General features: G+C 59.8%; 19 protein-coding genes and 3 pseudogenes. 9 read left to right on the top strand and 13 right to left on the bottom strand.

Annotated features, from left to right (window positions below; translation table 11 throughout):
- Positions 1-11: 11 nt before the first annotated feature.
- Complete coding sequence (locus NP945_RS26730) at positions 12-152, top strand: hypothetical protein (protein ID WP_245265356.1); 141 nt, start codon at positions 12-14, stop codon at positions 150-152.
- A gap of 464 nt (positions 153-616) precedes the next feature.
- Here the strand turns inward: NP945_RS26730 and NP945_RS26725 are convergent, their stop codons facing one another.
- The 3 genes and pseudogenes from NP945_RS26725 to NP945_RS26715 all read right to left on the bottom strand — a co-directional run.
- Positions 617-2,071, bottom strand: a complete 1,455-nt coding sequence (locus NP945_RS26725) for a glutamate synthase subunit beta (protein ID WP_024504270.1) — start codon at positions 2,069-2,071, stop codon at positions 617-619.
- A 41-nt stretch (positions 2,072-2,112) separates the two neighbouring features.
- Positions 2,113-2,264: pseudogene (locus NP945_RS26720) on the bottom strand (TlpA family protein disulfide reductase); the annotation flags it as partial.
- Positions 2,265-2,551: 287 nt separating this feature from the next.
- Positions 2,552-2,737 (bottom strand): annotated as a pseudogene (locus tag NP945_RS26715) (pyridoxal-phosphate dependent enzyme); the annotation flags it as partial.
- Between NP945_RS26715 and NP945_RS26710 the strand changes: the two are divergent.
- Entirely contained in the window at positions 2,652-3,605 is a 954-nt protein-coding gene (locus NP945_RS26710) for a TauD/TfdA family dioxygenase (protein WP_024504271.1), read from the top strand. The pseudogene NP945_RS26715 and the gene NP945_RS26710 sit on opposite strands and share 86 nt — an antisense overlap.
- Before the next feature lie 594 nt (positions 3,606-4,199).
- On the opposite strand, the gene NP945_RS26705 is transcribed toward NP945_RS26710, so the two are convergent.
- Positions 4,200-4,469, bottom strand: coding sequence for a hypothetical protein (locus tag NP945_RS26705; protein WP_024504272.1), 270 nt, complete (start codon positions 4,467-4,469; stop codon positions 4,200-4,202).
- An 858-nt stretch (positions 4,470-5,327) separates the two neighbouring features.
- Here NP945_RS26705 and NP945_RS32045 point away from each other — a divergent pair.
- From NP945_RS32045 to NP945_RS26670, 6 genes and pseudogenes are all read left to right on the top strand, one after another.
- Positions 5,328-5,633, top strand: a complete 306-nt coding sequence (locus tag NP945_RS32045; RefSeq protein WP_370451711.1) for a multicopper oxidase domain-containing protein — start codon at positions 5,328-5,330, stop codon at positions 5,631-5,633.
- Between the two features lie 579 nt (positions 5,634-6,212).
- Positions 6,213-6,494: an acyl carrier protein gene (locus NP945_RS26690; RefSeq protein ID WP_029356603.1), complete on the top strand. Its 282-nt coding sequence runs from the start codon at positions 6,213-6,215 to the stop codon at positions 6,492-6,494.
- Positions 6,495-7,703 carry a beta-ketoacyl synthase gene (locus tag NP945_RS26685; protein ID WP_126057631.1) on the top strand — a complete coding sequence of 403 codons (1,209 nt, stop codon included), beginning with the start codon at positions 6,495-6,497 and terminating at the stop codon, positions 7,701-7,703. It begins immediately after the preceding gene.
- A gap of 853 nt (positions 7,704-8,556) precedes the next feature.
- Positions 8,557-9,147 (top strand): NodA family N-acyltransferase, encoded by a 591-nt coding sequence (locus NP945_RS26680; RefSeq protein WP_256748003.1) that lies wholly within the window; start codon positions 8,557-8,559, stop codon positions 9,145-9,147.
- Positions 9,144-9,803: a chitooligosaccharide deacetylase NodB gene (gene nodB, locus NP945_RS26675; RefSeq protein WP_024505874.1), complete on the top strand. Its 660-nt coding sequence runs from the start codon at positions 9,144-9,146 to the stop codon at positions 9,801-9,803. Before NP945_RS26680 ends, nodB begins: the two co-directional genes overlap by 4 nt.
- Positions 9,804-9,818: 15 nt before the next feature.
- Positions 9,819-10,595, top strand: a pseudogene (locus NP945_RS26670) (glycosyltransferase); the annotation flags it as partial.
- On the opposite strand, the gene NP945_RS32040 reads toward NP945_RS26670, so the two are convergent.
- The 9 genes from NP945_RS32040 to NP945_RS26630 all read right to left on the bottom strand — a co-directional run bounded on the left by NP945_RS32040 (position 10,544) and on the right by NP945_RS26630 (position 17,498).
- Entirely contained in the window at positions 10,544-10,873 is a 330-nt protein-coding gene (locus tag NP945_RS32040; protein WP_372337993.1) for an alpha/beta fold hydrolase, read from the bottom strand. The pseudogene NP945_RS26670 and the gene NP945_RS32040 sit on opposite strands and share 52 nt — an antisense overlap.
- Positions 10,874-11,264: 391 nt before the next feature.
- On the bottom strand, positions 11,265-11,564 hold the full coding sequence (locus NP945_RS26665; RefSeq protein ID WP_024505235.1) for a ferredoxin family protein: 300 nt from the start codon (positions 11,562-11,564) through the stop codon (positions 11,265-11,267).
- Positions 11,565-11,576: 12 nt separating this feature from the next.
- The gene (locus tag NP945_RS26660; protein ID WP_024505236.1) at positions 11,577-12,881 is read right to left on the bottom strand and encodes an FAD-binding protein; all 1,305 of its coding nucleotides are present in this window, start codon (positions 12,879-12,881) and stop codon (positions 11,577-11,579) included.
- 10 nt (positions 12,882-12,891) lie between these two features.
- Entirely contained in the window at positions 12,892-14,001 is a 1,110-nt protein-coding gene (locus NP945_RS26655; protein WP_024505237.1) for an electron transfer flavoprotein subunit alpha/FixB family protein, read from the bottom strand.
- Between the two features lie 16 nt (positions 14,002-14,017).
- A complete protein-coding gene (locus tag NP945_RS26650; protein WP_024505238.1) occupies positions 14,018-14,869 on the bottom strand; it encodes an electron transfer flavoprotein subunit beta/FixA family protein in 852 nt (283 codons plus the stop codon).
- Positions 14,870-15,057: 188 nt separating this feature from the next.
- Positions 15,058-15,435 carry a nitrogenase stabilizing/protective protein NifW gene (gene nifW / locus NP945_RS26645; RefSeq protein WP_024505239.1) on the bottom strand — a complete coding sequence of 126 codons (378 nt, stop codon included), beginning with the start codon at positions 15,433-15,435 and terminating at the stop codon, positions 15,058-15,060.
- A 180-nt stretch (positions 15,436-15,615) separates the two neighbouring features.
- Entirely contained in the window at positions 15,616-16,827 is a 1,212-nt protein-coding gene (nifS, locus tag NP945_RS26640) for a cysteine desulfurase NifS (protein WP_256748002.1), read from the bottom strand.
- Positions 16,828-16,839: 12 nt separating this feature from the next.
- The gene (locus NP945_RS26635; RefSeq protein WP_127331198.1) at positions 16,840-17,160 is read right to left on the bottom strand and encodes a hypothetical protein; all 321 of its coding nucleotides are present in this window, start codon (positions 17,158-17,160) and stop codon (positions 16,840-16,842) included.
- Positions 17,161-17,177: 17 nt separating this feature from the next.
- A complete protein-coding gene (locus NP945_RS26630) occupies positions 17,178-17,498 on the bottom strand; it encodes an iron-sulfur cluster assembly accessory protein (protein WP_127331214.1) in 321 nt (106 codons plus the stop codon).
- A 586-nt stretch (positions 17,499-18,084) separates the two neighbouring features.
- Between NP945_RS26630 and NP945_RS26625 the strand changes: the two genes are divergently transcribed.
- Entirely contained in the window at positions 18,085-19,221 is a 1,137-nt protein-coding gene (locus NP945_RS26625) for a hemin-degrading factor (protein ID WP_127331196.1), read from the top strand.
- Positions 19,222-19,327: the final 106 nt, after the last annotated feature.

Genomic DNA, 19,327 nt, shown 5'->3' with positions numbered 1-19,327 from the left:
AGGCTCTCGCCATGAACGCGGCTTCCGAAAAGAAGGGCACGGCCTGGCTGTTCATCCCGTGGGCCACCTCCAAGCAGGTGGCGCTCAAGGGTGCCCTTGCTGGCCAGCTCGTCAATCCGCCGCGCACGTCGACCTGGCAGGACGATACCTAGACTAAGTACGCTTCGCAGCCCGAGTTCAACAACTTCGTTGACAGCTTCAAAAAGATACAGGATCAAGCCGCGCTGGCTTTCACACCGCGTGTCGGCTTCGGCGAAGCCATGAACGCATGGGCCGTGGCGATGCAGAAGATGGCAAACGGCGATGACGTCGAGACGACGTTGAGGGCGCTTGCCGAAGAAATCCGCACTGGCCTCTGATCAAAAGGAACAGGGCAGTACTATTGCACTGCCCTGTTCCCGCCAACGGCGGAGATCACGCCGTGTCACCCCAAGCACTTAAACCCAGCGCTGCTTCGCCCGGCCGCGCCGACGATTTTTCTTGGCCGCCAAGGCGGCAGCCTGCGGCCGGGGCCACAACCGAAACGACCACGGCGATCAGTCCGTAAGCTGCCCGGGGCAGCGGAAGGGCGGAAAGCGCCTTCAGGTGGCCGCACAAGTAGGGTCTCGAGACGGACTCAGCGCGGCAGCACGCTCGATCCCATCAGCGCCTCATCGATGGCGCGCGCCGCCTGGCGGCCCTCGCGGATCGCCCAGACGACCAGCGACTGGCCGCGCCGCACGTCGCCCGCCGCATAGAGCTTTTCGACGCTGGTCCTGTAGTCCCGGTCATTGGCCTCGACATTCTTCGAGCGGCGGCTGTCAATGGCGATCTTCATCTGGCCGGCCAGTTCCGACACCGGCCCGCGAGCGGCTGGCCCGGCAAAGCCGATGGCGATGAACGCGAGATCGGCACGAATGACGAATTCGCTGCCGGCGATCGGCTTGCGCTTTTCGTCGACCTCGCAGCATTTGACCCCGGTCAGCTGGCCGTCTTCGCCGATGAACTCGAGCGTCGCCACCTGAAACTCGCGCTCGGCGCCTTCGGCCTGCGAGGACGAGGTGCGCATCTTGGTCGCCCAGTAGGGCCAGACCGAAAGCTTGTCTTCCTTTTCCGGCGGCTGCGGACGGATGTCGAGCTGGGTGACGCGGACCGCGCCCTGGCGGAAGGCGGTGCCGACGCAGTCGGACGCGGTATCGCCGCCGCCGACGACGACCACATGCTGGCCGCCGGCGAGGATCGGATGCGACGGCCACGCCACCGACTGGATCGGTTCGCCGCCGACACGCCTGTTCTGCTGCACCAGATAGGGCATCGCGTCATGCACGCCGCCGAGATCGTCGCCGGGAATGCCGGCCGCGCGCGGCGTTTCGGAACCGCCGCAATAAAGCACCGCGTCATGTTCGGCGAGCAGCTCGGCAACCGGCTTGTCGACGCCGACATTGACGCCGCAATGGAAGGTGACGCCCTCGCCCTGCATCTGCTCGATGCGCCGGTCGATATAGTGCTTCTCGATCTTGAAGTCGGGAATGCCGTAACGCATCAGCCCGCCGGGCCGGCTCTCGCGCTCATAGACATGGACGTCGTGGCCGGCGCGGCCGAGCTGCTGGGCAGCCGACATGCCGGCCGGGCCGGAGCCGATGACGGCGACGCGCTTGCCGGTCTTCTTCTCCGGCGGATAGGGCCTGATATGGCCGGTCTCGTAAGCCTTGTCGGCGATCGCCTGCTCGACCGTCTTGATGGCGACGGGAATGTCCTCGAGGTTCAGCGTGCAGGCTTCCTCGCAAGGTGCGGGGCAGATGCGGCCGGTGAATTCCGGGAAATTGTTGGTCGAATGCAGGTTGCGGATCGCATTGTCCCAGTCGCCATTGTAGACGAGGTCGTTCCAGTCCGGGATCTGGTTGTGGATGGGACAGCCCGTTGGCCCGTGGCAGAACGGAATGCCGCAATCCATGCAGCGCGCGGCCTGTTTCTCGACCTCCTTGTCCGACATCGGCAGCGTGAATTCACGGAAATGCCGGATGCGGTCGGAGGCCGGCTGGTACTTGTGCACCTGCCGGTCGATTTCGAGAAAGCCTGTTACCTTGCCCATAGTCCAGCTCCTGCTGTCCAGATGGCGCGCCTGGCGACGCCCTGCAGCTGGATCAGATGGGGCATCCCGTCCACACATGGGCCGCACCAAGTTGCCCAAAATTCGACTATGTACACTTGCCGGGCTCAAAGCTCGTGAGGGGCTCGCCATGCAGCCAGTTCTCGACTCTAATCGAAGGAGCCGGGGACTCCATCTGCAATACCACGTTGCGGTCCAAAGCTATTTCCAAAGGTTTCTGCACGAGCTGGTTTCCTCTCAGAGACGGCACACGGGTTCAGGGAGGAGCGCATCGCTCGTCTTGCCCCATTAAGTGCAGTCACAGTCACTCAGTCTCAAAAGCCATGCCAACGCGCTCAGCGCGCAGTTAGCGCCCATTGCTTCGAAAAACCTCGTCAGTGCCCAGATGTTGGTTGTAATGAACCTGACATTTGTCTGACGCTGTCAGCTTTTGGACACGCGATCACGCGCTTCGTGCCGCCAGGCCAGGCCGAGCCCTGTGTTGCCAGCGGTCGCTTCGATGATTGTACCGCCCGGCGCGAGCTGGCCACGCTGTTCGGCATTAACGATCATCGACAACGCAATGCGATCCTTGATCGATCCGCCGGGATTTTGGCTTTCGAGCTTGACGAAGAGAATTCCTGACTCCGACGTTGTACCGCTGACCAGCCGTGTTGGAGCTGAAATCAGAGGAGTTCGCCTTGGTGGAGACCTTTCGGACGCAGCGATAGCAGCCATCAACCAGCTTCTTCTAAAACACAAGGTGATCTTCTTCCGCGGCCAGGAGCATCTCGACGATGCGGAGCAGGAATTGTTCGCGCGGCGTCTGGGTAACCTTGTACCTCATCCCACGCAGGGGCCGGCAGCCGGCACGGCCTCAATCCTCAATCTCGATTCCGGCCGTGGCGGTGGCAGGGCAGACCAGTGGCATACCGATGTGACTTTCGTCGATGCCTATCCGAAATTCTCGGTCCTACGTGGCGTCGTCATTCCGGCGGCGGGGGGCGACACGATCTGGTCCAACACGCACGCCGCGTACGAGAATCTGCCGGCGCCGCTCAAAATATTGGCGGACAATCTGTGGGCTATTCATAGCAATGCCTACGACTACGCAGCCGTGCGCCCGCGCGCCACAGCCGAAGAGAAGAAGCACTTCGAGGAAGTTTTCACATCGACGATCTACGAGACCGAGCATCCGGTCGTGCGCGTCCATCCGGAAACCGGGGAGAAGTCGCTGCTGCTCGGCAATTTCGTGCAGCGCCTCGTCGGCCTTTCCAAGAGCGATTCCGCCAAACTCTACGAGGTGTTCCAGTCCTACGTCACTGCCCCGGAAAATACCGTGCGGTGGCGCTGGCAAGTAGGCGACGTCGCTATCTGGGACAACCGTGCTAACCAGCATTATGCGGTCAACGACTATGGCGACCAGCACCGGGTTGTGCGTCGCGCTACGGTTGACGGTGACGTTCCGATCGGCGTCGACGGTCGCCGCAGTATAACCCATGTCAAGGCAGCCAAGCCGGCGGCGAAGGCAGCCTGACCGTCTGAACAGGGTAAAGATGAAAACTTCGTATCGCCGCGGCCATATCGCGCTGCTTAACCGCCCCACAAAGCCTTATGATTTCCGAGAAGCAAGGCGAGTTGCGGGCTCGAGGCTTGGCCCGAAATCGAGGTCCTGCAGCGTGGCGCATGGCTCGAGTCGCTGCTCGTGGCCCCGCTGCAGCGGTACAGGTCCCCCACCGCCCCACCATCTCGCCCGCCCTGCACCTCGGATAGCGATCATTCACCGTTTGTTCATTATGATAGCGCACGATCATAACTGGACATGCTGGTAGCTCGTACATGCCTGAAGGCCCTGCGCGCCGACCCAGCGCCGGGGCCTTTTTACTTCCGCAAAATCGATTCCAGCAACGCGGGCACTTCGCAGGATGTCGGAATCCCGCGCTTGCGATGATACGCCGTACAGCGAATTGCGCGAGTCAAACGAATTTGGGTTTCTCAAATATAGAATCGTCGATACCGATCCTGATGGATCGAGCCTCGACGACGAAGTCAACCATCTTCAAACGGAATTATTCAACATTGCCGAGAGCTCCCGGTGTGCCGTCGAAGCCGACATTGGGGAGGTCAGCGGTCACCAACGATCATGGTGATCGCCAGCATCTTTCGTATTCACATAACCGTCGGCCTTGTACTTTCCCGAGGCCATGACATGAGTGGGTCTTCCAAGCACCGATTTGGCCCGGTAGGATTTGCAGGGGGCGCGGACAAGCGGATGAACAAACGGAATGATGCCGGAAAACTGCGCGCGCCTGCTGGGATTTAGCCGACCGTCGATAGGAACATAGCCCTGGTCGACGGCTTTCTGAAGGGCAAGAGTTTCGCCGACCTGGCTCAGGAACATGGCTTGTCGACAACGAGGGTGCGCCAAATCATCGAGAAGGCCGATCGGCTCGTGGGCGGCGCATTCAGACCAAGACTGAAACGTCCAACGCCTCGCCTCGGTCCGATTTCATGGTCGACTATCCCTATGTGTGCAAATGGCCGAGAAGCACCGGCTGGGTAGCGTCACGCCGCATCATTCTTTGCGGAGCTGGAGCGCGCGGGATCGCTGGAGCGGCTGGTGAAAGCGGTTGCCGGGGCGCACAACACGTGAGCTGGCGCCTCGTGTGGCAAAAGGAGAGGGCGAGAGCCCATGGCCTGCAATGAAGCGATCAAGCATTGCGATCGTGGAACCAAGCTAGTCGACCATCCGGACCGCGGCCTTCAATGCCAGCTCGCCTTGGAATCGGCCTTCCAGGAATTGGCTGAGCGCGCAGCGGAATCCGGCTGGACCGAGGAGATAGCCACGCGCTCCTCGAACTCGCCGGCGCGCGCCTCAGGAGCGACTCCGCCAATGACAGACTGAGAGGACGATTAATCGTGCCAGGGCAACGAGAGAGCGGCAGGTTCAAGAAGCTTCGCCTGAACCGATAGGAACGTCGCTGCGCCAATAAAATTGGCGGTGAAGGCTGACCGCGGCCGAGTCGGGCAAGCGAGCGAAGTGCTGAAATAAGGGCGTGAGAATCCAAGACATCGTTTGTAGAGAGCATCGAGCTTCGCGAGATTGTGGTACAGGATCGACCGCAGGTGTTCTCGCAGCGCTCGCAGAACCCGGGATTCTTCCGCGGCACCCGCCAAGGCGAAGAACGGTCAGAGTTGCACGATAACGTTTAAAAGCGAGCCTTCCTCCGAAAGTCTGCGCGCGCAGTTCCACGGTCCGATGCGCTTTCATAGCTATTCCAATCGCCGCGCCCATCCTCTCCCGGATCAGGTCCAGCGGGTCTGCAGTGCATGCGCCCCCAAAGTGGACGCCATTGGGCCGGGTGAACCGGGCTCGATTGCGCGCCGAAGGCCCGTTCCAGGCCCGGAAATCCGGGTCCGTCAGGGCGAGCGCGTGCGGGTCGAGGTAGAGAACGGCCTTGCCGAGAAAACGACCGTGCACTGGCATCGCGTGCGTGTGCCACATGCCATGGATGGCGTGCCTCACCTCACGCAGAAGCCCGCGAAAAGGCAACGGAAGATCTAGCATTTATGGGGGAAATGTTTTTTCGGAGTGCTTGACCCGCAGGAAGGGCAGGGCATGACTGCCTATCGCCCGACCCGGCCGGCCGCACTCATGACCGGCTGGGCTCGGTTAATCCTGCATGCCGCGCCCATGAGGTTGCGCTCTGTCGGGAGTGCGTCGAGCACAACGACGAGATGTAGTTCACGATCTTTGAAACGCGTGTCAACCATCCAAAGTGTGGATGCCTTTCATCGAAACAAACGATTTCATCAATGTTCTGGAATCCTGCATGGGCAGAACAGAAACCGCCCGAAAGGAGATTTTTCATGCGCTCTACCGGGCAGTGGAGTGCTGGGAAAGGGAGTTGCAACTGACCGGGTCCGACTTCTTCCGAGTCTATGGACAGACTGGGAGACGCGCACGGTGTAGCGGCTCACATCGTCATACTGCACCTACGCCACACACCGGCCGGACCTGATCCGGCTTTATGAGCATTGGGCTTTGTCAGTTGCCCAAGCGTGATGGCTTTCGCGACGCGGCGCGCCTCAGGAACTGAGCCGCGTCCAGGTCGAAACGCGGGAAAGAAAGACAGGAAACAGAATGGCCGATCAATTCGCAACGGACGTCATTGCCCTGATCAAGAAACGCGCCGAGTCGGAGAGCGGTGAGGGAATGCCTGCGTCATTCGTCGGCGAGATAACAATCGCCACGGAACTGGACGCGCTCGGGTTTGATTCGCTGGGTTTGGCGGACGTCCTCTGGGATGTGGAGCAGGCCTACGGCATCAAGATCGACATGAACACGGCCGATGCCTGGTCCAATCTCAAGAATGTCGGCGACGTCGTGGAAGCCGTCCGCGGCTTGCTTGCGAAGGAGGCTTGAATGGACAGGCGCGTCGTTATCACCGGAGTGGGCGGCCTGTGCGGACTGGGCACCGACGCCGCCTCTATGTGGAAAGAGATGCGCGAAGGCCGCTCCGCCATCGGCCCGATCGCCAATTCCGAGCTTCATGACCTGGAGGGCATGACCGGCGCTGAGATCAAGGCGCTGCCCCAGCACGACATCAACCGGGGGCATCTCATCTCCATGGACCGCTTCAGCTTGCTCGCCGTGCTTGCAGCGCGCGAAGCCATGCGGCAGGCCGGACTTTCCTGGGACGAGGGGAATGCCCATCGCTTCGGCGCGACAGTGGGCGTCGGATTTACCGGTTCATACGCAACAGAACAAACTTACCGCTCACTGCTTTTGGGTAGCGCAATCCGTGCTGAACTCTTCACTGGAGTAAAGGTGATGCCCAGCGCCGCTTCCGTCCATCTTAGCTTGAGCCTCGGCTTGCGCGGGCCGGTCTTCGGGGTGACCTCCGCATGTGCCTCGGCCAACCATGCGATCGCCTCGGCGGTGGACCAGATCAAGCTGGGCCGGGCCGACGTAATGGTTTCCGGAGGCAGCGACGCACCCTTCGCATGGGGCGTGCTGAAAGCATGGGAAGCAATGCGCGTGCTTTCACCCGATACCTGCCGGCCCTTCTCCGCCGATAGGAAGGGCCTGGTGCTGGGCGAGGGTGCGGGCATGGCCGTGCTGGAAAGCTACGAGCATGCCACGAGGCGTGGTGCCACAATTCTTGCCGAGATCGCCGGCGTCGGCCTTTCCGCCGATGCCTTCCACATTGCCGCGCCATCTGTCGAGGGGCCAGCGTCGGCGATGCGCGCCTGCCTTGCCGATGCCGGGCTGAATGCCGAGGACGTCGACTACCTCAACGCGCACGGCACCGGTACCAAAAGCAATGATCAGACTGAAACGGCGGCGATCAAGCGTGTGTTTGGAAACCACGCTTATTTGATGTCCATCTCTTCCACCAAGTCCACGCACGCGCATTGCCTCGGCGCAGCGAGCGCGCTTGAAATGATCGCCTGCGTGATGGCAATCCAAGAGGACGTCGTGCCGCCGACCGCCAACTATCGCGAGCCAGATCCCGCTTGCGACCTCGACATCACACCCAATGTGCCGCGCGAGCGCAAGGTGCGCGTCGCCATGAGCAACGCCTTCGCCATGGGCGGTACGAACGCAGTTCTGGCATTCAGGCAGGTGTAGAAGCCATGCAAGACGCCTCATTTGAGGTCACCTGTCGTATCTAGCTGCTTGCCGGACCACTATGTGAAGCGAGCGCTATTGGCTGCCTCTGCGATGCGGGAATTGGCAGCGGACGTCTCACGATCAAACAGGCATCTGCTTGTAGAATTCTTTTAATCGTGAAGCGGCGCGAGTGCGCTATCCGTTGAGGTGAGCAAGGCCGGCGCCCTGGGTGAGCGCTGGTGTCGGGTGGTGGAAAGTACAGGGGGAGCTGTGTGGCCCCCTCTTTCTCGGCCTCGACGATGTGCGAAGGAGCCTGTGCGGCGAACGGGCCGACGCCCCAGGCTCAGAACCTGGGCGAACCTAACTCCCGCCAAAGGACAGCCCAGAGCTGGATACACGAAAGAGATACTGAACCCGCGAATCAGATTCTGATCAATCGTCGTGTCTGAGCTCCGCTCGGCTCTTACGGAGATAATCGCGCGGCCCGGCAACGGCCGCGCGTGCCGCGGGCGTGAGCTTTGCGCTTCGTCAGAAGTGCCTCGAGCGTGACGACGATAATTGACCAGCCATATGGAACGCATTCGCCCAGTTATCCAAAGCGTGGATACCTTTCATCTAAACAAAGGATTTTACCGTTTTTGCTGCAGGTCCCATAGAGGCGCTTCAAGTTGGAAAGATAGGTAGTTCCCATGGTTGCGTTGGATCCGATGAGCATCATCTGGTGTGCGGGGCGCACAAAGTCAGTCGCATCTGCATTACGGCTTGGTCTTTCGGCGGTCTCCACAAGTTACGCCCCGTTGGTGCGATGCCAATTATTTAACCAATGCTTGAACATTTATCTCAACCAGACAGCTCCAAGGTGAGGTCTTCCATGCGCCCGAATGTCGATTGGAAGTTGTGCTGGGAAAATGAGCTGCAACTGGCCGACCATGTCGAACTCTCCGACTTTTTTCGAAAGACCTATGGACGGACTGGCGCCTTCAACGCGGAGCCATTCGAAGGCGGCCGCAGTTGGGCCGGCGCGAGGCCGGAATTCCGCGCAATCGGCTACGACGCGCATGGGGTAGCGGCTCACATCGGCATGCTGCGGCGCTTCATCAAAGTTGGCGAGGTCGACTTGATCGTCGCTGAATTGGGCCTGTACGCGGTTCGTCCGGATCTTGAAGGGCTCGGAATCGGTTTTTCGATGCGCGTGGCGTACCCAGTGCTCCATCAGTTGGGTGTTCCATTCGGTTTCGGCACGGTTCGGCACGCGCTGCGAAACCATGTCGAAAGATTCTGCAGAGCCGGCCTCGCGAACATTGTGTCGGGCGTTCGCGTACGATCGACCCGTCCAGATGTGCATCCCGACCTGCCGCCCACGCGCCTGGAAGACGTACTCGTGTTGGTTTCGCCGATCGGACGCTCGATGGACGAGTGGCCGTCCGGTACCCTGATCGACCGGAACGGTCCGGAACTATGAAGCCTCTGGACTACATATGCGAAGGGCAGAGTGACAATGCCGATGGCACTGCAGAGCGCAGCGTCTATCTGACGTTTGACGATGGTCCCAATTCATTTTTCACACCGCAGATACTCAATGTGCTGGCGCAACATCAGGTGACGGCGACCTTCTTCGTTGTTGGGGCCTACGCGGCCGACGAGCCGGAACTCGTTCGCCGAATTATTACAGACGGGCACGGTATAGCCAACCACACGATGACTCATCCGGACCTGGCCAAATGCGGGTCCGTCGAAGTCGACTGCCAGATAGTTGAGGCAAACAGAGTCATAGGGATGGCTTGCCCGCAGGCCATGGTTCGGTACTTTCGTGCACCGTATGGCATCTGGACCGAAGAAGTAATCGCTGCATCAGCGGGTGCGGCATTGACGCCCGTCCATTGGTCCATTGATCCACGCGACTGGTCTCGCCCCGGCGTTGACGCCATCGTCGACAGAGTGCTCGCCGATATCCGGCCGGGCGCAATCGTGCTGTTGCACGACGGGTGCGCTCCCGACGAATTGCAACCAGGCAATCAAGCCAGTCTGCGCGACCAGACGGTGACAGCGTTGTCACGCCTAATTCCAGAATTGCACGGCCGCGGATTTGTAATCCGATCACTTCCTCAACACCCCTGAACAAACAGAGATCCTATGGACCTTCTCACCACAGCCAGTACTGTTGCCGTTTCGTCTTATGCGGTGCTCTCGACTGTTTACAGAGGCATGCAAGCGGTCTACTCCCAACCGGAAAATGTTACGCCGCCGTCGGAAAGCTTGTTCGGATCCGACCGTTGGCCGAGCGTGGATGTCATTATCCCCTGCTACAATGAGGACCCGCGCACACTCGCGGCGTGTTTAGCTTCCATTGCAAATCAAGATTACGCCGGAACATTTCAGGTCTATCTGGTTGACGACGGTTCTGGAAATCGTAATGCCGTCATCCCGGTACATCACGCCTACGAGGGCGACCCGAGATTCAATTTCATTCTGCTCCGCGAGAATGTTGGCAAACGCAAGGCGCAGATCGCCGCCATCCGCCGCTCATCTGGAGATTTCGTGCTCAGCGTCGACTCTGACACGACACTTGCGTCCGACGTCATCACAAAGCTTGCAGTAAAAATGCGGGATTCCATGGTCGGAGCGGCCATGGGCCAGCTGACGGCATACAACCGCAGCGACACTTGGTTGACCCGATTGATCGATATGGAATACTGGCTGGCTTGCAATGAGGAGCGCGCGGCGCAAGGTCGCTTTGGTGCGGTCATGTGCTGCTGCGGCCCATGTGCAATGTACCGCCGGTCTTGTCTCCTTTCTCTGCTGGATCAATACGAGACGCAGCTGTTCAGGGGGAAACCAAGCGACTTCGGTGAAGACCGTCATCTTACGATCCTCATGCTGAAAGCAGGCTTTCGAACCGAGTACGTTCCAGGCATGAAGATACCCCGTCCTTCCTCCGCAACCAATTTTCGACGGGCGGCGACGATGTCGGGGGGCATGGTGCTGAATACACTTTGACCGCTCTCGACGATGGCGCCGTCGAGATAAACGAGATGGCTGATATGGTCGGGTATCCGGTCGGCGGCGCCGGTGATGCTGATGCCGCCTAGACTGTGACCGACAAGGATCACATCGCTCAGCTCTTCCGTCACAATGTGGTTGACGATGTCGGTCACGAATGTGTCGGGCGTGATGTCCTTGCACAGCAAATGTGCGCGTTCGCCGACACCTGGTCGGCGTGGTCACGTGGCATCCCATCTTGCGAAGATTGGCAGCCACGTCCCGCCAACACCATCCGCCATGCCAGGCACCATGCACTAGCACATACGTCTTTGCCATGGGTTGTGCCGTTCCACTTGCTCACCGGCCGTTGTGGCTGCCATCCGGCACGATGGCCGGGCGTTGTCCCAAAGGGGCTCGACCACGTGACCGGTGATAAGTCCGGCGCACAGGGCAGCGCCGTGGCCTGAGGACACCGCTAACGAGTCAAGGAAATTTGAATTGCGAAAGGCCAATATTCACTAGCTCTTTGCAAGTGGATGGAGAGGCTCATGGTGTGCCGCAGTTGCTCGCTGCCGGCATGCTCTTGGCACCGGCTGATCATCCGAACTTGAACAGGACACCAAAGCCGCCGCGCGGATAGTTCCACTCGATGTCGCCGCCTTTCTCGCACAATATCCGGCAGGTGCCGCATTCCATGCAGCCGTCGGCGGTGATCTCGACTTGACCCTTGTCATTCAACTCATAGCATTTCGCCGGACAGACGTAGGTCAAGGCAAGCAAGTTCGCGCTTGGCTTGTCGTGCGGTCGCACTATGATATGGGGGCGGCCGGAATCGACCAGATAGCGGTTCTGGTAAAGTTTGTCCTCGACACGAACCTTCGTCACTGCGATCGTCATCTTGTACCCTCTTCAGCGCCATGCCAATGCCAGGCGGACCGCGTCGCTGACCAACCCCCAGCGCGAGCGCGCGTTGATGAAGGCGGCCGTGGTGTTCTTTTCCTTCTCGATCTTCGGCGTGCCGTCGACACGCATGAAGTTCTGAGCGGCATGCGACATCAACCGCGGATAGCTGTCAAAAAAGTTGCTGGAATTGGTGTGGAGTAAGGCTGGCATGTCCTTGTATTTCTTAAGATCCTTGATCACAAAGGAGTCATCCAGCATCGTCTTGTAGAGCGCAAGGTTCGCTTTGGTCATAGGACCGTTGCGGCTTTTGACTTTGATGATCGCCTCAGCCGCGACGCGACCCGAGGTCATGGCAAGGTTCGAACCCTCACGGTGAATGGCATTGTTCAGTTGCGCTGCGTCGCCGACGATGACCCAACCGTCGCCGAAGAGCTGCGGAATGGCCCTGTAACCACCTTCGGGGATAAGATGGGCGGCATATTCTTTCACCTCCGAGCCAGCGATCAGCGGCCGGATCGAAGGATGGTTTTTCATCGCATCCAGGAGGGCGGACGGGCTCTCCATCGTCGCGGCGAAATCCGAGACCAGGCAGCCGATGCCGAGTGAAATCGACTCCTTATTGGTGTAAAGGAAGCCGAGCCCGGCCATGCTGCGAGAGATCGTGCCCACGGCCTCGATTACGCAGCCTTCATCGCCCTTGACACCGAACCGCTGGCCAATGACCTCTTCGGGCAAGAAATGCATTTCCTTGACGGCAAGCGCCACGGTCTCCGGCTTCGGCATCTCGCGCAGGCCTGCGCGAGTGCCAAGCAATCCCGACACCCCTTCTGCGAGAACGACCACATTCGCGAAGACCACTCCGCCAGCCCGGTCTGTGCGGACGCCGATCACCTTGCCATTGCCATCACGGACGAGTTCCGTCGCGGTCGTCTCACACAGGACCGTCGCGCCAGCCTCGCGCACCTTGCGGGAAAACCATTTGTCGAACTGGGCGCGGATGATCGTGTAGCGGTTGGGTTTCGCCTCATTGAAGTCGTCCGACCGGTAATGAATTCCGGTGTGAGACGTGTCGTCCATCACCCAAAGTCGCTGTTCGACCAGGTGCCGCTCGAGGGGCGCATCATCGCGGAAGTCCGGGATGATCTTCTCCAGCATGTTCGCGTACATTATGGCACCCTGGACGTTCTTGGAGCCCGGATATTCCCCGCGCTCCAACTGCAGTACCTTCAGCCCCTGGCTTGCCAAAGTGTAAGCAGCTGCGTTTCCAGACATGCCAGCTCCGACCACAATGGCATCGAATTGTTCAATCATGTCCTCTCCCTCAACTCGCAAGCTTGTCTCGACTGTGCGGCGACAGCCGCCGGGTGAAGGCTTCCGTCAGTGCGGGCAGGAAGCGGATTGCATCCGTGACGATCCCGAGGTGGGCGAACTCGAAAATCGGCGCGTTCGGATCGGTGTTGATCGCGACGATGAGATCGGCCCCCTCGACCCCAACTCGGTGCTGGATGGCGCCGGAAATTCCGGCCGCGATGTAAAGCTTCGGTCGAATGGTCTTGCCAGTTTGTCCAATCTGTCGATCAGCCGGCATCCAGCCCTTCTGGACCAAGGGGCGCGAACAGCCATGCTCGGCGCCGATCGCTCGGGCAAGATTCTTCACAAGCTGAAGGTTCTCCGCCGCTCCGAGACCGAGGCCTCCCGCAACCACGACATCCGCATAGGCAAGATTTGCCATTGCCGACTGGTTATCCGGTAGGAAGCCGAGGACTTTGGTGACGATATCGTCCTCAACGAGCGACAGCTTGTGCCGCATGACACGCCCGACCGGCTTATCCACCCGTTGCGGCATAGGCATGACCCTTGGTCGCACCGTCGCCATTTGCGGCCGGTAATTTAGTGTATAGATCGTACACAACAATGAGCCACCAAAAGTCGGACGGGTCGCGGCGAGTGAACCGTCGGAATCTACATCAAGTTCGGTGCAGTCGGCCGTGAGCCCCGTCTGCAGGGTCGTCGCTACCGAGCCTGCAAGATCCCTGCCCAGTGTGGTCGCGCCGAGAAGGAGGATTTCGGGTTTATGGGTATTGACCAGATCCGTGAGCGCCTTGGCGAACGGCTCGTTCCGGTAGTCGGCGAGCGGCGGCGCATCGACGATGTAGACAAGATCCGCCCCGTAAGCGAAGGCCTCGGCAACAGCGTCCTCGACCATCTCGCCCGGCGGTCCCAGCACGACGCCCGCGAGCTGGACTTCAAGCTTGTCGGCTAATTTGCGGCCTTCGCCCAGCAGTTCGAATGATACAGGATGCACATTGCCGCGTTCGAGCTCGAGGAAGACCCACACGTGCCGGTAGTCTTTGAAACGGTCGGGAAGTTCTTTCTTTACACCGGCACGGCCGGGGGCAATGCGAGGGGTAGTTTGGCTTGCGGTCGACATTTTCTGCTCCTGGCCGTCACGTGCCGCTGTTGAAGGCCAGCTCATGTTCCAGCGCCGGCCGGCGGGTTAAGATATCGGCGATGAGTTCATCGGCTATGTCCTGCAAGCCCCTTTCCGCGGTGTCGATCTGCGCCGCCCTTTCTGCCCGTGCGGTGGGGGCGAAAACACGCTTGACGACTGTAGGCGAGCCACGCAGACCGCACCGGGTGAGATCGTCAATGCCGGCGTCGGCTGCAGTCCACTTCACGACTTGGCTGCGCGCCGCGCACAGAGCCTGCTGGAGCGAGCCCCGGCGGATTTCGTTGGTGTCTTCCAGCATTGTAATGAGGCAAGGGAGTCTGCTCTTCAGCAACTGGGTGCCGCCTTCGGCGCGACGCGCGACTTCGATCTCTCGCGTATCGCGGTCGATGGAGGCAATCTTCGCGACATAGGTAAGTTGCGATAAATCTAGGCGCTTGGCTATGCCCGGTCCGACCTGGGCGGTATCGCCGTCAATCGTCTGCTTGCCGGTGAAGACGATGTCCGGCCTGCCGAAAGTCTCCCCAATTTTTGCGATTGCTTGCGAAAGAGCAAAGGAAGTCGCCAGCGTATCGGATCCGGCAAAATAGCGGTCCGTCAAGAGAACTGCTCGGTCAGCACCGTAACCGAGCGCCTTTCGCAGCGAGTCCTCCGCCATGGGCGGACCCATTGTGAGCACAGTAACCTCGCCACCATGAACGTCGCGCAGTTTGAGCGCTTCTTCCAGGGCGAACAGGTCGTAAGGATTGATGATGGTCGGAACACCCTGACGCATGATCGTGTTCGTCACCGGGTGCACGCGGATCTGTGCCGAATCCGGCACCTGCTTGATGCAGACTACGATATGCATTGGCGGTTTCTCTAAGCTCCCAGTCCGGATTCGTGCTTGGCGGTTCACCTCATTGCCTGCATCGTTCATGCCAAGTCGTCTTCCTGCCTCTATTCCAGAAGGTGGCTTCGTTTGCTTCCGAGGAGGCGTCATGAGGACTGGATTTGTCGACTTCTCGACATTGTCGCGTCGCAGCCGTGTCGGGCTCATTACTTTCCGAACCGCTTCAGTGCAGAGTCGAGCGGGACGAAGGCGCGGCCAGGTGCGGGACATATGTTTGGATCGTGGTCCCTTAGCACCTTGAACACACGTTGCGTGAGCGGCGAGGAAGTCGCGAAATCTTCGTAGGCGCGTTCCAGCTTGGCGCGCACCCGCGCGGCGATTACCTGGTTAGGCAGACCGGAGAAATCTTCTTCGGCAAGGTATTGGCCCACGCGCTTCATGATATGGAGCCGCGAGACATTCATCACTTTCGGGTCATAGGAGACGCCAAGGCAGGCGAAGAAGTCCTCCGCGGCCGACAGGCCCTTCAGTCGCGCTAGGATATCGGTGCGATCGATCGGGCGGCTATCAGCGGAGCAGTTCATTGTATTCTCCCGGCGCGTAATTGTGGTGTCGATGCATTGGTGACATTGCTGACGGCGTGCCGACCTCTGGCACGGCGGCTGGGCAAGAGACTTGGCGATCTCAAGCTTTTCTGAAGTGGTGAAGGCGACCCCGAGTTTGACTGCTCTCCATTGCGCAGGGTCGTCACGTTGAGGAAGACCTCACGGCTTGTCGGCTATTGTGCCGCTCGGACCCGGGCCGGAATGAAGCTGTTCTGCACCTCGCCCGCACAGTCCAGCACTGGGAACGGCCCGTAGCTTCTCGGTGATCGCAGGCAGGACCTCAAGCACGCGGTCTACGTCATCTTCGCCGTTGTCACGCGACAAGGAGAAGCGGACTGCCCCACATGCCGCGTTCATAGCGATCAGAACATGGCTCGGTTCCAGTGAGCCAGAGGCACAGGCGGACCCGGCGGAACAGGCGATTCCCAGCCGGCTCAGGACAATTGGAATTGCATCGCCTTCGATACCTTCGAATCCAATGTTTGCAGTGTTTGGCAATCGCTCTTGCGGATCGCCGTTGATGGATGTGTTTGGGATGCGCTGGATGATCCCGTTCTCAAGGCGGTCGCGCAACCATTTTATTCGTTTTGTCTCGTCCATGAATTTCAAGGCGAGTTCGGCCGCCATGCCCAGTCCGACTATGCCGGGTGTGTTTTCAGTGCCTGCACGCCGGTCGCGCTCTTGGTGCCCACCCTTGATCATGGAGGAGAAGCGCACGCCACGTCTTACATAAAGCGCGCCTATCCCCTTTGGACCATGCAGCTTGTGGGCGGAGAGCGACAGCATGTCGATCGCGGTCGATTTCAGCTCAATCGGAAGCCTTCCGACCGCCTGCACTGCATCAGTGTGGAAAAGCGCGCCGACTTCCCTGGCTAGATCGGCAAGCTTAACCACGGGAAAGATCGTACCGGTCTCATTGTTCGCCCACATTATCGAGACGATTGCCACTTGTGGAGTGAGAGCGGTTCTGTAGGCGTCCAGGTCGAGCCGGCCGTGGTGATCGACTGGGATAATGTGCACCTTGACGCCGCGCGTCTTTTCAAGGTGCGCGCACAACTTCAGAACGGCCGGATGTTCAACCGCGGAAGTCACTATTTCCGTTCGGTCGGGCATCACCTCCAGCGCCGAAAGGATGGCTGTACTGTCGCTTTCAGTCCCGCCCGAGGTGAAGATGATCTCGTCCTCGAATCCCGCGCCGATGAGGGCTTGCAACTGTTGCCTCGCCTTTCTCACGGCTTCAGCAACCGATGCGCCATAGGCGTGCATGGACGAATGATTGCCAAATTGCTCCGTAAAGAAAGGCAACATCGCTCCAACGACTGCAGGATCAACCCGCGTCGTTGCGTTGTTGTCGAGATAGACAGGGTTCATGGGAGTGATCCTTCAACTGCTGAAATGATTCAAGGGTAGGCGGGCGGCCATTGAACCTCTGGCGCATATCGTATCTGGTAAGGTGGGCGGCCGGGCGAGCGATGGCTTGGCTGACCGGTCGCTGTCGACATTGCCCTTTGGTGGCGGCATCCGCCGGGAATTCAGCTGTTTCGGGCAATTTTGTTTGCTTGCCCACGGCAACGATCGATGATCGCGATTTGGCGCATCACCGAACGCAATTGTTCCGGGCCGACAGTGCGTGTCGGCCGGTTCCAGAGCGCCGGCGGTTACCGGTTCGACGCAGTATTCCTTGGCGTCGCTATTGTCGAACATAGCCTGTTCCCTCGCAATCATTTGCAGGACTTGCCGCAGCCGCACGTCTCACGCGCATTGGGGTTATCGAAAACAAAGCCGGATGTTTCGAGCCCATTGACGAAGTCCACGGTCATGCCGGCGGCATGGGGTTGGGAGCCTCTATCCATGAACACCTTGAGCCCATCTCGCTCGATGATCGCATCGCCCTCACGTGAGACGCTCTCCAGGCCCATTGAGTATTGGAAGCCGGTGCAGCCGCCGGCATGGACCATGATGCGAAATCCTTCCGCCGGCTCGCTGGCGCGGTAAAGAGCGGCCTTGATGGCGGCAACAGCGTTGTCGGTGAGCGTAATCATGGCTCGATTTCTCCTCGGTCCGGCGTTTTCGCGGATCATCTCGCATGGACCGTGCCAAAGGGAAGACGTGTCAAAAACCGTAGGACATCCCGACGTCTCTTATGCTCGATTGCTGGGGAGACGTCCGACAACCGACACTTACTGTCGGGTTTGTCGCGTCCGCGTCACAGGAAGGGCGCCTGAGTTCGCGATGCACTCACGCGTAAAGCAATGAACAGAGCCAAAGATGTTCAGAGCTTGCCGCGGAGCAACTGGCACGATTTTTGTGAAGCCTTCGTTGCGGCGGCAAAATTGCCGGCCGATTCACCTTTGGGTTGCCCTCGCAATCGAAGAACGAAGGGAAGCAATATGATCCATCAGACCCGCCTTAAGTGGGAAAGCAGCACCGCCGGTGGTACCCGAATGCTCGATCGGCCGATTGGCGCCGACCACCCAACAATCGCTCTCTACCGGCGATTGGCCGCTGACCGCCCGGAGACAGGATTCGACTGGCATGTGCCTGACGATCGATCGCGTCCGCCGTGCACACCCCTGAGGCCCGTTTTTCGATCGATCGTCAAAAGAAGAACGGGGCAGGGGTAAAAACATGGATCAGCGCAAGAAGCGGTCGCCCAACGAAATCCGGCGTGCGTGGGAAGTCTGTCCGAACATTCCCGCGCGTGATTTCGCCGCCCAATTGGCCATTTCGGAAGCGGAACTGGTCGCGGCCCATTGCGGTTTCGGCGCGGCACGCATCGACCCGCGCATCAATCACCTTCTGACGGGCCTCGAATTCGTGGGCGAAGTGACGGCGCTGACCCGCAATCAAGGTGCCGTGCACGAAAAGATTAGCGTCTTCAACAGAGTGATAACCGGCAACAATCACGCCATGGTCCTTGGTGACGAATTCGACCTTCGCGTCTTCCCGCAGGCTTGGAGGTATGGTTTCGCTGTTGAAAGGCGCCATCGCGGCGGAATCCAGCGCAGTTTGCAATTCTTCGACGCCGCCGGCGCAGCAGTGCATAAGGTGCATCTCAGGCCGGTCTCCAACCTTCATGCCTATCGAAAGCTGGTGGCCGAGCTCGTATCCGCCAACCAGGAGCCGACCATGTCGCTTAAGGCGAGAGTAGCCGACCTGGGGGCGAGGACTGCGGACTGGGCCGGCACGGTGGACGACCTACGCGAGTCCTGGAGCCGGCTGACTGACGTCAACCTTCTAAAGACGCTCAAGCTCAGCCGCTGCCAGGCTTTGCGCATGGTCGGCCAGGATTACGCTTGGCTGCTCGACAATGCCGCAGTTGGCGCCGTGCTCCAGCGTGCGGCCGAAGACGAATTGCCGATCATGTGCTTCGTCGGCAACCGAGGTTCTATCCAGACCCATTCCGGCTTAATCAAGTCGGTCAAGCAGATCGGGCCGTGCATCCATGTGCTGGACGAAACGTTCCGGCTGCATCTCAGGACCCACCAAATCCGTGAGGTTTGGGCCGTGCGCAAGCCGACCAATGACAGTCACGTCACCTCGCTCGAAGCATATGGGTCCGACGGCAAGATCATCATCCAGTTGTTCGGTGCGCGCAAGGAAGGCGAACGCGAGCGCGACGACTGGCGGGTTCTGGCGGAAAACCTGCCTCGTTTCCCCGACAGCTACATGAGAAAAGACCGATCGTCGTCGGTGGGACGCCGGCGCCCATCTGCCTCCGCAGCCAGTAGCCGGGCATTGAAGCCGAGACCGGGGACACGATGACGCAATAAGCGCGCTGTATTATCGCAACGCGATGAGCAGGAAGCAATTTGGCGCTGCCCCATCGACCGCATGGTTACGACGAAGCCGCGGCCTTTGGGCCGAGCTC

The sequence above is a fragment of the Mesorhizobium sp. LMG17149 genome, from assembly GCF_024518695.1.
Taxonomy (GTDB): Bacteria; Pseudomonadota; Alphaproteobacteria; order Rhizobiales; family Rhizobiaceae; genus Mesorhizobium.
The sequence above is the reverse complement of the archived record's forward strand: the minus strand, read 5'-3'. Positions and strand labels throughout refer to the sequence as shown.

Bases quoted from the DNA above. Each gene is read 5' to 3' on its own strand.
- NP945_RS26665 (WP_024505235.1), bottom strand. From the start codon at position 11,564: ATGACGATCGCAGTGACGAAGGTTCGTGTCGAGGACAAACTTTACCAG.
- NP945_RS26705 (WP_024504272.1), bottom strand. From the start codon at position 4,469: ATGTTCCTGAGCCAGGTCGGCGAAACTCTTGCCCTTCAGAAAGCCGTC.
- NP945_RS26725 (WP_024504270.1), bottom strand. From the start codon at position 2,071: ATGGGCAAGGTAACAGGCTTTCTCGAAATCGACCGGCAGGTGCACAAG.
- NP945_RS26660 (WP_024505236.1), bottom strand. From the start codon at position 12,881: ATGATTGAACAATTCGATGCCATTGTGGTCGGAGCTGGCATGTCTGGA.
- NP945_RS26710 (WP_024504271.1), top strand. From the start codon at position 2,652: ATGCGATCCTTGATCGATCCGCCGGGATTTTGGCTTTCGAGCTTGACG.
- NP945_RS26655 (WP_024505237.1), bottom strand. From the start codon at position 14,001: ATGTCGACCGCAAGCCAAACTACCCCTCGCATTGCCCCCGGCCGTGCC.
- NP945_RS26680 (WP_256748003.1), top strand. From the start codon at position 8,557: ATGCGCCCGAATGTCGATTGGAAGTTGTGCTGGGAAAATGAGCTGCAA.
- NP945_RS26630 (WP_127331214.1), bottom strand. From the start codon at position 17,498: ATGATTACGCTCACCGACAACGCTGTTGCCGCCATCAAGGCCGCTCTT.
- nifW (WP_024505239.1), bottom strand. From the start codon at position 15,435: ATGAACTGCTCCGCTGATAGCCGCCCGATCGATCGCACCGATATCCTA.
- nifS (WP_256748002.1), bottom strand. From the start codon at position 16,827: ATGAACCCTGTCTATCTCGACAACAACGCAACGACGCGGGTTGATCCT.
- NP945_RS26625 (WP_127331196.1), top strand. From the start codon at position 18,085: ATGGATCAGCGCAAGAAGCGGTCGCCCAACGAAATCCGGCGTGCGTGG.
- NP945_RS26685 (WP_126057631.1), top strand. From the start codon at position 6,495: ATGGACAGGCGCGTCGTTATCACCGGAGTGGGCGGCCTGTGCGGACTG.
- nodB (WP_024505874.1), top strand. From the start codon at position 9,144: ATGAAGCCTCTGGACTACATATGCGAAGGGCAGAGTGACAATGCCGAT.
- NP945_RS26635 (WP_127331198.1), bottom strand. From the start codon at position 17,160: ATGTTCGACAATAGCGACGCCAAGGAATACTGCGTCGAACCGGTAACC.
- NP945_RS26730 (WP_245265356.1), top strand. From the start codon at position 12: ATGAACGCGGCTTCCGAAAAGAAGGGCACGGCCTGGCTGTTCATCCCG.
- NP945_RS32045 (WP_370451711.1), top strand. From the start codon at position 5,328: ATGCGCTTTCATAGCTATTCCAATCGCCGCGCCCATCCTCTCCCGGAT.
- NP945_RS26690 (WP_029356603.1), top strand. From the start codon at position 6,213: ATGGCCGATCAATTCGCAACGGACGTCATTGCCCTGATCAAGAAACGC.
- NP945_RS26650 (WP_024505238.1), bottom strand. From the start codon at position 14,869: ATGCATATCGTAGTCTGCATCAAGCAGGTGCCGGATTCGGCACAGATC.